The organism is Nocardioides salarius (assembly GCF_016907435.1).
GTDB lineage: Bacteria > Actinomycetota > Actinomycetes > Propionibacteriales > Nocardioidaceae > Nocardioides > Nocardioides salarius.
Genome location: NZ_JAFBBZ010000001.1, coordinates 3,469,399 through 3,481,454, shown reverse-complemented (window position 1 = coordinate 3,481,454; position 12,056 = coordinate 3,469,399). Strand labels below are relative to the sequence as shown.

Here is a 12,056-nt window from a genome sequence, read left to right as displayed (position 1 = left end):
CTGCGTTTCCGCAGGTCAGGGGCCACTTTCTTGTAGCGGGGGCAGGATTTGAACCTGCGACCTCTGGGTTATGAGCCCAGCGAGCTACCGAGCTGCTCCACCCCGCGTCGGTGATCACCAACTTACACAAGGCCCCGGGGCGCCTCCAAATCGGATGCGCCCCGGGGTCCGTGAGGTGGGTCTCAGCCCTCGCCGCCCGACTCCTCGGCGGTGCCGTCGCCCGTCTCGTCGGCGGTCTCGTCAGCGGTCTCGTCAGCGGTGCCGGTCAGCGCCAGCGCGTCGGCGATCGCGTCCTGGGCGATGGTCACCTGGCGCTGGTACTCGCCCAGCTCACCGTCGGCGATGGCCTCGTCGGCCGCGTTGAACGCGGTCTCGGCGCGCTGCAGCAACCGGTCGATCTGCTCGGGCACGGTCCCGCTGGGAGCCTCTCCCCCGGTCTCGCCACCGTCACCGCCGCCGTTGCCGCCCCCGTTGCCGCCGTCACCGGTGTTGCTCGGGGTCACGCCGGAGGAGCGGATCAGGTCCTCCAGCGAGTCGCGCAGCGTCGTGCCCAGCCCGATGTTGTCGCCGTACTTGGTCAGCACGTAGCGCAGGATCGGGAAGCTGGCGTCCGAGAGCTCACGCAGCGCGTAGACCGGCTGGACGTACATCAGCCCGTCGTTGACCGGCAGCGTCAGCAGGTTGCCGCGGATCACCCGGGCGCCCGAACGGTTGAACTGGGCGATGGCGTCGGCGACGTCCTGGTCGGAGGAGAACTGGTTGGCCACGAGCGCAGGACCCGGGGTCTGCTCGTTGGGCAGCTCCAGCACGCTCATCTCGCCGTACTGCTCGCTGGTCGCGTCGGAGTTCACCGACACGAACGAGGCCAGGTTGTTCTTCTGGTAGGGCACGTAGACCGAGGTCAGCGCGAAGCTCTCGTCGCTGCCCTCCGCTGCCGGGTTGTCGACGAAGAGGCGGTACGGCGCCTGGAAGGTCCCGCTGACGTCGGGGTCCTCGGGCACCTCCCACCGGTTGTTGCTCTGGTACCAGTCACCGGGGTCGGTGACGTGGTAGCGGGCGAACTGGTAGCGCTGTGCCTTGAAGAAGTCCTCGGGGTAGCGCAGGTGGCTCATCAGCTCCTCGCTGATCTCCTCGCGCGGCTCCACCGTGCCCGGGAAGGCGCCCCGCCAGGCCTTGAGGATCGGGTCCTCGGTGTCCCACTCGTAGAGCGTGACGTTGCCGGTGTAGGCGTCGACGGTGGCCTTGACCGCGTTGCGCATGTAGTTGATCTCGTCGGTCGGCAGCGTCTGCAGGCCGGCGGTCTCCTGGGCCAGGGCGTCGTCGGTCATCTCCTCGAACGACTCCCGCTCCGAGCCGGGGTAGCGGTCGGTGACGGTGTAGCCGTCGAGGATCCAGACGATCCGCCCGTCCACCACGGCCGGGTAGGGGTCGGAGTCGACCGTCAGCCAGGGCGCGACCTTCTCGACGCGCTGGCTGGGGTTGCGGTCGTAGAGCACCTTCGAGCCCGAGTTGACCCGCTCGGAGAGCACGAAGTTCGGCTCCCCGAACTTGATGGCGAACATCAGCTTGTTGAAGAACCCGCCGACGGGCGCGTCGCCGTCACCCTGGTACGTCGTGACCGTGGCGTCGTCCTCGGCACCCACGACGGGCAGGTTGAGCTCCACGTCCGGGTCACCCTCCTCCGCCTTGCCGACCACCGAGTACGTCGGGCTCTGCTCGCCGTAGTAGACGCTCTGCTCGAAGCCGCCCGTGGCCTCCAGGAGATCCTGCTCGTTGCTCTGGGTGCCCTGCGCCCACTCGATGCCGACCTCGTTGGCGCCGGCGTCCTCGGTGTCGACCTGCTCGCTGTCGGAGCGGTCGCGCTGGTTGGCGTAGGCGGCGATGATGCCGTTGCCGTGGGTGTAGACGGTGGCCAGGTTGGCCCAGTTCTGCTCCGGCACACCCTCGGGGTTCAGCTCGCGCACGCCGAGCACCAGGGCGCGCTCGGTGCCGTCGATGTCGTAGCGGTCGACGTCGAGGACGTCGGCCACGGAGTAGTAGGCGCGCACCTGCTGGGTCTGCTCGAAGGCCGGGCGCACCACCTGCGGGTCGACCAGCGGGATCGACTTGGTCTCGCCGTCGAGCTGGGCCAGCGACGAGCCCAGGGTGTTGTCGGGCGAGAACGGCTCGACCTCGACGTCCTCGAGGTCGTAGGCCGCCCTGGTCGCCTCGATGTTGCGGGCGATGTAGTCGCGCTCGCGGTTGGGCTCGGAGGGGTTGACCTGGAACTGCTGGACGATGCCGGGCCAGATGACGCCCAGCAGGATCGCCGAGAGCGCCAGCAGCGCGATGCCGACCGAGGGCAGCATCCAGGTGCGGCGCCACACGTTGAGGAAGAACAGCACCGCGCAGATGACCGAGATGCCCAGCAGGATGTTCTTGGCCGGCAGCACCGCGTTGTCGTCGGTGTAGGTGATCCCGGTGATCAACGCCCCGGACTGGCTAACCAGGTCGAAGCGGTCGAGCCAGTAGTCGGCACCCTTGGCCAGCACGAAGAGGCCCAGCAGCAGCGAGAGCTGCGCCTGCGCGGCCCCGCTCAGCCGCTCCCCCGGAGACTGCAGCGAGATGCCGCCGTAGAGGTAGTGGGTCAGCGCCGCGGCCAGCAGCGAGACCACGAAGACCGCCATGGCGAAGTCGACCAGGAAGTGCAGCCAGGGCAGGTCGAAGACGAAGAAGCCGATGTCGCGGCCGAACTGCGCGTCCTGGGTGCCGAACTCGCTGCCGTTGCGCCACAGGAGGTAGGTGCGCCAGGCGCCGGCGCCCGAGGTGCCGGAGAAGAGGGCGAGGACCACGGCCACGCCCAGCACCACCCAGCGCCGGATCGGGGTGATGGCGTCGCGGTAGCGACCCATCCCGTTGGTGTCGCCCATGCCCGCGAAGACCGGGCGCAGCCGGTAGGCGAGCACCACGTTGAGCGCGACGACGGCCGCCATCACCAGGCCGAAGACCGCGAACAGCGCCACCCGGGTCCACAGCATGGTGGAGAAGACGCTGCCGTAGCCGCCGGAGGTGTACCAGAGGCGGTCGGTGTAGAAGCCCGAGAACGTCGTCAGCGCGAAGAACAGCGCGATGAGGACGCCGGCGGTGATCACCAGGGCGCGCGAGCGCCCGTTGGTCGCAGGTGCCTGGGGGGCGGCTGCCGGCGGCTCGGGGCCGAAGGTCTCGCTCACGGGTGGTGCCTCTCGTCGTTCATCTGGTGGGTCGTCACTGGTCGTCGTCGGTGAGGGTGGCGTCCAGCAGCTCCAGGAGCGCCGGCACGAGCTCGGCCCCGCCGACCACCTTGGTGTCGTCGTCGTGGCTGCGGAAGCGCATGGCGCAGTAGCGCGAGCCCTCGCGGGTCACCCCGGCCACCATCCGCAGCTCCTGGCGCGCCGGGTGCTCGCGGGCGTACGCCGCCGCCTCGTCGGGGTCCTCGGGCAGCTCGGCGTCGGCCTCGGGCGGCAGCACGAGCCGCTCGACGACCGCGGCGCAGCCGGTGACCTGGGCGGGCCAGGTGATGGTCTCGAGGACCCGCTCCAGCTGCTGGGAGGGGTCGAGCTGGTCCTGCTCGACGGAGGTCAGCGAACCGCGCTCGGAGGAGTCGTCGAGGCCCATGGCGGCGGCCAGCTGGGGCTCGTGGGCCACCAGCTGGGCGGTGTCGACGAGCGCGAAGAGCCGGGCCGGCTGGTCCCAGCCGGCCTCGCTGGCGTGCTTCTCGATCTCGAGCACCGCCGCGGCCAGCGCGGGGTCGACGTCGAGGTCGGCCAGCTGGTCGGGGGGCACGGGGGTCTCGTCCACGGGCGTCTCGTCCACAGGGTCGGTCATCAGTCCTCGCAGCTCGGAAGATCGGCGTCGGGGTCGTCGGCCCAGGCCTGGACCGCGCCCAGGGCGCTCTCGAAGGTCTCGGCGCGCACCAGGCGCGGGCTGCCGTCGTCGACACCCAGCGCCTCGTCGCAGTCGTCGGGGGGCACCAGGAAGAGCTCGGCGCCGTCGCGCTCGGCACCCGCGATCTTCTGCTGGATGCCGCCGATCGGGCCCACGGCCCCCTCGAGGTCGAGGGTGCCGGTGCCGGCCACGGTGCCGCCCCCGGTCAGGGAGCCCTCGGTGAGGGTGTCGTAGATGCCCAGCGCGAACATCAGCCCGGCGCTGGGCCCGCCGATGTTGGGGTCGATGTTGACCGAGACGTCGAAGGGGTAGCGGAAGCCCTGACCGGGGGTGAACCCGACGCGCTGCACGCCGTCCTCGGGGTCCTCCTCGGGGGTCAGCTCGACGTCTCGTCGCTCGTTGTCCCGCTCGACCTGCAGGGTCACCGACTCCCCCGAGGGCGTGTCGCGGATGGCGTCGACCAGCATCTGCGGCGACTCCACCGCCCGGCCGTCGACGCGCAGCACGACGTCGCGCACCTCGAGCTCGCCGTCGGCGGGGCTGTCGGGCACGACGTAGGCGACCTGCAGCGCCGACTCGACCTCGTAGTCGAGGGCCTCCAGGGCGTTGGCGATCGCCACGTCCTGCGAGGTCACCATCGACACCGCCCCCTGGCGCTCGTCCTCCTCGGCGGTGACGTCGTCGGGGTGCACGTAGTCGTAGGGCAGCACCGCCTCCTCCTCGTCGAACCACGCCCACATCAGCTCGGGCAGCGAGAGCCGCTTGCCCACCGGGCTGACGCTGACGGTGGTCAGGCGCAGCTCACCGGCGTCGCGGTAGGACTTCACGCCCCGCACCCGGATCGTCTCGGAGCCGTCGGGCTGGTCGAGCACGTCGACGGTCGGACCGGGCTGGTAGGTGGCGTAGGGCAGGGAGGTGAACCAGGCCGCGACGAACAGCGCGAGCACCAACGGCGCCGCGACGAGGGCGGCGATCAGTCGCTGGCTCATGGCCACACCATCTCATCACGCCCCAAGAGCGCTGGTCAGCAGGTCATGAGGCCTTGCGAGCCCGGGAGGGGCGCACGGCGATGCCGGTGCTGCGGTCGCGCTCGGGGCGGGGGGCGGCGTAGCGCAGCGGCGTCTCCCTGGCCATCCCCTTGGCCAGGCGGCGCACCATCACCTCGCGGTCGACCTCCCGCGGGTCGCGCCCGGCCCAGCCGACCCAGCACATCGCCGCGACCGTGACCAGCACGGCCGGCAGCAGCCACAGCAGGATCTCCACTCCCCCAGGCTAGGGACCCCGCTCGGCTCCCCCCGGCTGCCACGCCGACCGTCGGTCGAGCAGCGAGGGCCGAAGGCTCGAGCGTCGCCGAGACCCCGCAACCGATCGGCGTACGCAGGGCGCGTCCCTCACCGGGTCTCGGCGACGCTCCTCGCTGGCGCTCGTCACTGCTCGACCGACGGAGGGTCAGGGGGTGCCGACCCACTCGTCCTGGCCGTCGGTGAAGCGCTGGTGCTTCCAGATCGGCACCTCGGACTTGAGGGTGTCGATGAGGTCGCGGGAGGCGGCGAAGGCCTGGCCGCGGTGGCTGGCGACGGTGGCCACCACGACGGCGACGTCGCCGATGGCCAGCGAGCCGGTGCGGTGCAGGGCGGCGACGCCCTGCACGTCGTGGTCGGCCGCGACCTGCTCGCACACCTGGCGCAGCCGGTCCAGGGCGGTGGGGTGGGCGGAGTAGTCGAGACCCACGACGCCCTTGCCGCCGTCGTGGTCGCGCACCCGGCCCACGAAGAGGGTCAGGCCGCCGGCGGCGTCGTCGTCGAGCGCGGCCAGCACCTCCTCGACCTCGAGCGGGGTCTCGCGCAGGTCGACGAGGCGGACGACAGGGGGCGTGCTGCTGGTCACGACCCGAGCCTACGGCGTGCCGGCGTGCCCCCACCGGGGCCTGCCGGCCTTGGGCGCCCCGGCGTAGCCTGGCCCCATGACTGACAAGCCTGCGGACGGCCCCGGAGACGGCGACGACGAGCAGCAGAACCCCTTCAAGGGCACGCCGTTCGAGCACCTCTTCGGTGCCGGCGGCCCGATGGGCGCCATGGGCGGCGCCGGCGGGCAGATGCCCGACCTGAGCGCGATGTTCGGCGGCAAGATGCCCGACCTCAACCAGATCATGAGCCAGATCCAGTCGCTGATGCAGCCCTACGACGGCCCGGTCAACTGGGACCTCGCGGTCGACACCGCCCGCAAGACCGTGGCCCAGCAGCCCGACCCCAGCCCGTCGCAGCGCCAGAAGGACGCGGTCGCCGACGCCCTGGGGCTGGCCGACCACTGGCTCGACGCCGCCACCGACCTGCCCTCGGCGATCACCAGCACCAGCGCCTGGAGCCGCGCCGAGTGGGTCGTGGGCACCCAGGAGGTCTGGCGCGGCCTGGTCGAGCCGGTCGCCGCGCAGTCCACCCAGTCGCTCTCGGGCGCCCTGCCCGAGGAGGCGCAGGCCATGGGCGGCCCGCTGCTGGGCATGCTCGGCACCTTCATGGGCTCGATGCTGGCCACCCAGGCCGGCTCGGGCATCGGCACCCTGGCCTCCGAGGTGCTCTCCGTCTCCGACGTCGGGCTGCCGCTCGCGCCCGCCGGCCGTGCGGCGCTGCTGCCGGCCAACATCGAGGCGTTCGCCGAGGGCCTCGACGTGGGCTACGACGACGTGCTGCTCTACCTGGCCCTGCGCGAGGCCGCCCACCAGCGCCTGTACGGCAGCGTGCCGTGGTTGCGCGAGCACGTGCTCGGTGCGGTCAAGGACTACGGGCGCGGCATCGACATCAACACCGAGGCCATCCAGGAGCGCCTCGAGGAGCAAATGCGCGGCGTCGACCCCAGCAACCCCGAGTCGGTGAAGCAGCTGCTCGAGGGCGGGCTCTTCGACCTGCCCAAGTCGCCGCTGCAGGTGGCCGCGCTCGAGCGCCTCGAGATCGTGCTCGCCCTCGTCGAGGGCTGGGTCGACGAGGTGGTGGGCCAGGCCACCGAGGCCAAGATGCCGGCCGCTGCCAAGCTGCAGGAGGCCGTACGCCGCCGCCGCGCCGCCGGCGGCCCCGCCGAGGAGACCTTCGCGGCGCTGGTCGGCCTCGAGCTGCGGCCGCGCCGGCTGCGCGACGCCTCCACCCTGTGGGGCTCGCTGCGCACCCGCCAGGGCGCCGAGGCCCGTGACGGCGTGTGGACCCACCCCGACCTGCTGCCGACCTCGGCCGACCTCGACGACCCGCTCGGCTTCCGCGACGAGGCGAGCGCGCCCGAGGCGCTGAGCGAGGCCGACTTCGACGCCGAGCTGGCCAAGCTGCTCGGTGGCGAGAAGTCGGACGACGAGCCGGACGACGAGCAGCGCGGCGACCAGGCCGAGTGAGCCTGCACGCCGACGCGCTGGCGCTGCTCTCGGGCTGGTCGGCCCCCGACGCCGGCCAGGAGGAGCTGCGTGAGCGCTACGTCGCGCAGCTGCGCGCAGACCCCGACGCGCTGCGCCGCGAGGGGCGCCCCGACCACCTGACGGCCAGCACCCTGGTGCTCAGCGCCGACCGCCAACGGGTGCTGCTGACCCTGCACGCCAAGGCGCGGCGCTGGTTCCAGCTCGGCGGGCACTGCGAGGACGCCGACCCGAGCCTGGCCGCGGCCGCGCTGCGCGAGGCCACCGAGGAGTCCGGGCTGGGCGACCTGCGCCTCGACCCGGTCCCGGTGCAGCTCAGCGCCCACCCGGTCCCCTTCTGCGGCGGCCCGTCCGAGCGCCCGGTGCACCACCTCGACGTACGGTTCGTGGCGCTCGCCGCCGACGAGCAGCACGCGCTCAGCGAGGAGTCCCTCGACCTGCGGTGGTGGCCGGTCGACGCGCTGCCCGACCCCGAGGCCGACCTGGTCGAGCTGGTGCGGCTGGCCCGTGCGCGCCTGGGCGCTCAGTCGGGCTCGTCGCCCTCGTCGCGCGCCGCCGACCAGCCCATCAGGTAGCCCTTCGCACGCTCGGCCTGCGGGTAGTTGTCGACCCAGGCCCAGAACCGCTCGTTGTGGTGGGTCTCCACCAGGTGCGCCAGCTCGTGCACGATGACGTAGTCGACGACCCACTGCGGCATGTGCTGCAGCCGCGAGGAGATCCTGATGGTCCGCTCCCCCGGCGTGCACGACCCCCAGCGCGTCGACTGGTTCTCCACCCAGCGCACCGACTCGGGCACCGCGAGCCCGCCGAGGTAGCGGTCCGACAGGTTGCGCGCGCGATCCATCAGGTCGTCGTCGCTGGGCCGGCGCCGCTGCTCGGAGCGCTCGATGCGCGCCACCATGGTCGCGACCCAGTCGGCCTCCTCGGCGCGGGTCAGCGAGGCCGGCACCAGCACCACGATCCGGCCGCCGTCGCGGTACGCCGACACGGTGCGGCGGCGTCGGGCCGAGCGGCGTACCTCGACCTCGGGCGGGCAGGACGGGACCGACCCCGAGCGCGGGTCGTCGTCTGGCCGGGAGTCCGGCAGGACCGCCATGCCCCGAAGGTTAGCTGCTCGCCCACTCCAGGAGGCGCTGCTTGGGCCAGGTGTTGACGATCCGCTCCGGATCGATCCCGGCCGCCTCGGCGCGCTGGGCGCCGTAGGCCAGGAAGTCGAGCTGCCCCGGGGCGTGGGCGTCGGTGTCGATGGAGAACAGGCAGCCCAGGTCGCGGGCCAGCTCGAGGAGCCGGGTCGGGGGGTCGCGCCGCTCGGGGCGGGAGTTGATCTCGACGGCGGTGCCGCTCTCGGCGCAGGCCTCGAAGACCGCGCGCGCGTCGAAGGTCGACTCGGCGCGGGTGCCGCGTCCGCCGGTGACCAGGCGGCCGGTGCAGTGGCCCAGCACGTCGACGCGCGGGTTGCGCACCGCTGCCATCATCCGGCGCGTCATCGCCTCGGGCTCCATCTTCAGCTTGGAGTGCACGCTGGCCACCCGCACGTCGAGGCGGTCGAGCATCTCGTCGCTCTGGTCGAGCGAGCCGTCGTCGAGGATGTCGACCTCGATGCCCTTGAGCAGCGTGAAGCCGGTGCCGGCCAGGTGGTCGTTGACCGCGTCGACCACGTCGAGCTGGCGGGCGAGCCGCTCGGCGGAGAGCCCACGGGCGACCTTGAGGCGGGGCGAGTGGTCGGTGAGCACCTGGTACTCCCGGCCGAGCTCAATGGCGCTGAAGGCCATCTCCTCGATCGGCGAGCCCCCGTCGGACCAGTCGGAGTGCGAGTGCAGGTCGCCGCGCAGCAGCGCGTGCAGCTCCTCGCCGCCCTCCACCAGCGGCCCGCCGTGCTCGGCCTCGGCCCGCACCAGCCGGTCGGGACGCTGCCCGCGCACCGCCTGCTCGATGACCGTCGCGGTGCTGGCACCCACGCCGTCGACGCGGCGCAGGGTGCCGTCGGCGACCGCGGCGGCCACCGCGTCCTCGCCCATCGGCAGGATCGCCGCGGCCGCGCCGCGGTACGCCTTGACCTTGTAGGTGTCCTCGCGACCACGCTCGAGCAGGAAGGCGATCCGGCGCAGCGCGGCGACCGGTCCTTCGTCGTACGGCTCCTGGCTGGTCTGGTCGGCCACACCGGGCAGCCTAGGTGCCGTAGGGTCGTGGCGGCCCGGCGGCACCCGCCGCGGCGACCCGAGTCAGACAACGAGGAGGCCGTCATGGCGGAGACCTGGAGCGGCGAGTTCTACTGCGTGAAGTGCAAGGAGAAGCGCGAGGCGGAGGGCGAGGTCAAGGTCAACGACAAGGGCACCCGCATGGCCAAGGCCGTGTGCCCGGTCTGCGGCACCAACCTCAACCGCATCCTCGGGAAGGCCTGACCCAGACCGGCCCAGACCGGCCCTGTGGAGAGCCGGGGCGGCGCCGGCGCGGAGTCGGTAGGAATGGCACATGAGCCTGCCACCGGTACTGCCATCGGTACTGCCCGCGCGGCCCCGGCTGCTGCCCGGCGTCGGCGTCTACCGCCGCGACGACCGGCACCTCCAGGTCGGCCTGGCCGCGCCGCGGCGCGTGGTGCTGGAGGACCACCCCGAGGTGCGCACCCTGCTGCGCTCGCTCGAGGCCCCCGGGCCGGGTGCCGCTCCGCCGCCCTGTCCACGCCGGGCGAGCGCGCTGGCGCTGCTGGCCGCGGCCGGGCTGCTGGTCGACGCCGACGAGCTCGCCGCCGGCCTGCGGGAGGCGCGGGAGGGCGGCGGACCCGACGCGGCCGGGGTGGCCGCGTCGTTCTGCGAGGCCCCGGTCGACGCACCCCGGCGCCTGCGCGAGCGCGCGCGGGCCCGGGTGCAGGTGCTGGGCGAGCCGGGCACCTGCGCCGAGGTCGTCGCAGTGCTGCGCGAGTCGGGCGTCGGGGTGTGCTCCCCCGGCGGCGGGCCGCCGACCCTGGCCCTGCTGGTCGGCTCCGAGCCCGACCGTGAGCTGGTCGACGACCTGGTGCGCGAGCAGGTGGCACACCTCCTGGTGACCGCGCACCTCGAGACCTACGTGGTCGGGCCGTTCGTGGTGCCGGGGCGCACGGCCTGCCTGCGCTGCCTCGACGCGCACGCCGGCGACCGCGACCCGCGCCGGGCGGTCGTGCTGGCCCAGCACGCCCAGCGCGCGCGGGCGCCTGCTGCTGCTCCCGAGCCCAGCGACCCCGTGCTGCGGCGGCTGGCGGTGGCGTGGGCGGTGCGTGACGTGGTGCGCCACCTCGACGGGCAGCGGCCCTCGACCTGGTCGGCGACCACGGCCCTGGGCCCCGACCTGGTGCCGGTCCGCTCGGCCCTGCTGCGCCACCCGCACTGCGGCTGCGCGTGGGACGAGCTGTCCTCGGCCTGAGCGGCCCTGCTCACCACCACTCGGAGTCGAGCTTGCCCTCCATGGCGCGCAGGTGCTCGCGCGAGCAGGTGTCGCAGAAGACGCGGGTGCGCCCACGCTCGACGGCGGTCGACCACGACAAGGTGGCGGCCTCGTCGTCCTCCTGCCGGCCGCAGAAGTCACACGTGCGCATGGCCTCCACCCTAGGTGGCGCGACGCGGACGCGCAGGAGCCGGGCACGACGGGTGTCGTGCCCGGCTCCGTGCTGCTACAGCGCCCGGGCGAGGGCCAGGCGCGCCTGCTGGGCGGCGGCCTCGGCCTTGCGGCTCAGTCGCTGGGCCCGGGCCAGCTGGTGGCCGCGGCGAAGGGAATGCGCCTCTCCCAGGCGCGCGGCCATTTGTGCGCGGGCCAGATCTTCGTTCATCAAGCTCATGTCGTTGCTCCGGTTCGTGTGCGTGGTCATGGTGTCTCTGTCTCCCAGACGAGGTGGTGGCGCTCAGAGCGCCCGGGCGAAGGCGGTGCGGGCCTGGGCCGCGGCACGCTCAGCACGTCGGCTGAAGCGGTGCGCGCGAGCCAGCTCGTGATGGCGTCGCCGTCGTCCTGCCTCGTCGAGCCGGGCGCTGATCTGCGCCGCGGCGAGGGTGTCTGGCTGGATGTGCATGGTGGTCGTCTCTCTGTGACTGGTGCATGGGTGCTGCGGGAGGGTGCTGCGGGAGGGTGCTGCGGGAGGGTGCTGCGGGACGGTGCTGCTGGGGGCTCAGGCCGCCTGCTCGTCCTTGCGGGGCCTACCTCGGGGCCGCTTGCGCGGGATCACGACGCCTTGGAGGAAGAGCTCACCGCCCCACACGCCCCAGGGCTCACGCCGTTCGAGGGCCCCGGCCAGGCACAGCTGGCGCACGGGGCAGTCGAGACAGAGCGCCTTGGCACGCTCGACGTCCTGGGGGGACTCGGCGAACCAGAGCTCGGGGTTGGCGACCCGGCAGGGCATCTGCTCGGCGGGCAGGGCCTCGGCGACGCGGTCGAGAACGCTGATGGTCATGGATGTCACCTCCTCGTCGACCTGGTAGCGGGTGGGAAACAACTGGGTGGGCCGCTGGTGGCAAAGACAAAGGCCGCGGATCCCGGTTTCGGGTTCCGCGGCCTGGAGGCTCTCGACGACTGCTCTCAGCAGGTCGGTGGTCTCCAGGCAGAGGTCCCCCGGGCGGCGGCGAAGCCGGCCTGGCCCTTCACGGCGCCGATGACGCCACGACGGTCACGATCGACGACGTGACCGGACGTGGGCAGGAGGGTGCCGTACGGGCGCGCAGTCGTCGCGGCGGTCATGGCCGTCATCGCGATCTGAGTGCTGAACATCTGCTCCACCTCCTCGTGGTCTCGTGCGCGGGCG

15 protein-coding genes, 1 tRNA gene and 1 pseudogene are annotated in these 12,056 nt (G+C 72.8%); 4 read left to right on the top strand and 13 right to left on the bottom strand.

The window, feature by feature from the left end; genetic code table 11:
- Window positions 1-33: 33 nt before the first annotated feature.
- From JOE61_RS16660 to JOE61_RS16635, 6 genes are all read right to left on the bottom strand, one after another.
- Window positions 34-107: transfer RNA gene (locus JOE61_RS16660), tRNA-Met, on the bottom strand.
- A 75-nt stretch (window positions 108-182) separates the two neighbouring features.
- Complete coding sequence (locus JOE61_RS16655; protein ID WP_193667260.1) at window positions 183-3,209, bottom strand: UPF0182 family membrane protein; 3,027 nt, start codon at window positions 3,207-3,209, stop codon at window positions 183-185.
- Between the two features lie 34 nt (window positions 3,210-3,243).
- Window positions 3,244-3,816 carry a PPA1309 family protein gene (locus JOE61_RS16650; protein ID WP_307823068.1) on the bottom strand — a complete coding sequence of 191 codons (573 nt, stop codon included), beginning with the start codon at window positions 3,814-3,816 and terminating at the stop codon, window positions 3,244-3,246.
- Window positions 3,817-3,842: 26 nt separating this feature from the next.
- Window positions 3,843-4,892, bottom strand: coding sequence for a YlbL family protein (locus tag JOE61_RS16645; RefSeq protein ID WP_193667259.1), 1,050 nt, complete (start codon window positions 4,890-4,892; stop codon window positions 3,843-3,845).
- A gap of 43 nt (window positions 4,893-4,935) precedes the next feature.
- Window positions 4,936-5,166 carry a hypothetical protein gene (locus JOE61_RS16640; protein WP_193667258.1) on the bottom strand — a complete coding sequence of 77 codons (231 nt, stop codon included), beginning with the start codon at window positions 5,164-5,166 and terminating at the stop codon, window positions 4,936-4,938.
- Window positions 5,167-5,352: 186 nt separating this feature from the next.
- Window positions 5,353-5,790 carry a molybdenum cofactor biosynthesis protein MoaE gene (locus JOE61_RS16635; RefSeq protein ID WP_193667257.1) on the bottom strand — a complete coding sequence of 146 codons (438 nt, stop codon included), beginning with the start codon at window positions 5,788-5,790 and terminating at the stop codon, window positions 5,353-5,355.
- A 76-nt stretch (window positions 5,791-5,866) separates the two neighbouring features.
- Between JOE61_RS16635 and JOE61_RS16630 the strand changes: the two genes are divergently transcribed.
- On the top strand, window positions 5,867-7,276 hold the full coding sequence (locus tag JOE61_RS16630) for a zinc-dependent metalloprotease (protein ID WP_193667256.1): 1,410 nt from the start codon (window positions 5,867-5,869) through the stop codon (window positions 7,274-7,276).
- Entirely contained in the window at window positions 7,273-7,869 is a 597-nt protein-coding gene (locus JOE61_RS16625; RefSeq protein WP_193667255.1) for an NUDIX hydrolase, read from the top strand. Before JOE61_RS16630 ends, JOE61_RS16625 begins: the two co-directional genes overlap by 4 nt.
- Here the strand turns inward: JOE61_RS16625 and JOE61_RS16620 are convergent.
- Together JOE61_RS16620 and JOE61_RS16615 are read right to left on the bottom strand one after the other, a co-directional pair.
- Window positions 7,818-8,390: a M48 metallopeptidase family protein gene (locus tag JOE61_RS16620; protein ID WP_193667254.1), complete on the bottom strand. Its 573-nt coding sequence runs from the start codon at window positions 8,388-8,390 to the stop codon at window positions 7,818-7,820. The two genes, JOE61_RS16625 and JOE61_RS16620, sit on opposite strands and share 52 nt — an antisense overlap.
- Before the next feature lie 10 nt (window positions 8,391-8,400).
- Window positions 8,401-9,453, bottom strand: a complete 1,053-nt coding sequence (locus JOE61_RS16615; protein ID WP_307823066.1) for a PHP domain-containing protein — start codon at window positions 9,451-9,453, stop codon at window positions 8,401-8,403.
- Window positions 9,454-9,537: 84 nt separating this feature from the next.
- Here JOE61_RS16615 and JOE61_RS16610 point away from each other — a divergent pair, with 84 nt between their 5' ends.
- Together JOE61_RS16610 and JOE61_RS16605 are read left to right on the top strand one after the other, a co-directional pair.
- Complete coding sequence (locus JOE61_RS16610) at window positions 9,538-9,696, top strand: DUF5679 domain-containing protein (protein WP_011754982.1); 159 nt, start codon at window positions 9,538-9,540, stop codon at window positions 9,694-9,696.
- 70 nt (window positions 9,697-9,766) lie between these two features.
- The gene (locus tag JOE61_RS16605; RefSeq protein ID WP_193667253.1) at window positions 9,767-10,690 is read left to right on the top strand and encodes a hypothetical protein; all 924 of its coding nucleotides are present in this window, start codon (window positions 9,767-9,769) and stop codon (window positions 10,688-10,690) included.
- A gap of 10 nt (window positions 10,691-10,700) precedes the next feature.
- Here JOE61_RS16605 and JOE61_RS16600 read toward each other — a convergent pair whose 3' ends face one another.
- From JOE61_RS16600 to JOE61_RS16580, 5 genes and pseudogenes are all read right to left on the bottom strand, one after another.
- A complete protein-coding gene (locus JOE61_RS16600; protein WP_193667252.1) occupies window positions 10,701-10,862 on the bottom strand; it encodes a hypothetical protein in 162 nt (53 codons plus the stop codon).
- Window positions 10,863-10,937: 75 nt separating this feature from the next.
- On the bottom strand, window positions 10,938-11,132 hold the full coding sequence (locus JOE61_RS16595) for a putative WhiB-interacting protein (RefSeq protein ID WP_193667251.1): 195 nt from the start codon (window positions 11,130-11,132) through the stop codon (window positions 10,938-10,940).
- A 33-nt stretch (window positions 11,133-11,165) separates the two neighbouring features.
- Window positions 11,166-11,336 (bottom strand): annotated as a pseudogene (locus JOE61_RS16590) (putative WhiB-interacting protein); the annotation flags it as partial.
- 90 nt (window positions 11,337-11,426) lie between these two features.
- On the bottom strand, window positions 11,427-11,708 hold the full coding sequence (locus JOE61_RS16585) for a WhiB family transcriptional regulator (protein ID WP_193667249.1): 282 nt from the start codon (window positions 11,706-11,708) through the stop codon (window positions 11,427-11,429).
- A 125-nt stretch (window positions 11,709-11,833) separates the two neighbouring features.
- The gene (locus JOE61_RS16580) at window positions 11,834-12,031 is read right to left on the bottom strand and encodes a hypothetical protein (protein WP_193667248.1); all 198 of its coding nucleotides are present in this window, start codon (window positions 12,029-12,031) and stop codon (window positions 11,834-11,836) included.
- Between the last annotated feature and the right edge of the window lie 25 nt (window positions 12,032-12,056).

Bases quoted from the DNA above. Each gene is read 5' to 3' on its own strand.
- JOE61_RS16645 (WP_193667259.1), bottom strand. From the start codon at position 4,892: ATGAGCCAGCGACTGATCGCCGCCCTCGTCGCGGCGCCGTTGGTGCTC.
- JOE61_RS16630 (WP_193667256.1), top strand. From the start codon at position 5,867: ATGACTGACAAGCCTGCGGACGGCCCCGGAGACGGCGACGACGAGCAG.
- JOE61_RS16620 (WP_193667254.1), bottom strand. From the start codon at position 8,390: ATGGCGGTCCTGCCGGACTCCCGGCCAGACGACGACCCGCGCTCGGGG.
- JOE61_RS16610 (WP_011754982.1), top strand. From the start codon at position 9,538: ATGGCGGAGACCTGGAGCGGCGAGTTCTACTGCGTGAAGTGCAAGGAG.
- JOE61_RS16605 (WP_193667253.1), top strand. From the start codon at position 9,767: ATGAGCCTGCCACCGGTACTGCCATCGGTACTGCCCGCGCGGCCCCGG.
- JOE61_RS16600 (WP_193667252.1), bottom strand. From the start codon at position 10,862: ATGCGCACGTGTGACTTCTGCGGCCGGCAGGAGGACGACGAGGCCGCC.
- JOE61_RS16595 (WP_193667251.1), bottom strand. From the start codon at position 11,132: ATGACCACGCACACGAACCGGAGCAACGACATGAGCTTGATGAACGAA.
- JOE61_RS16585 (WP_193667249.1), bottom strand. From the start codon at position 11,708: ATGACCATCAGCGTTCTCGACCGCGTCGCCGAGGCCCTGCCCGCCGAG.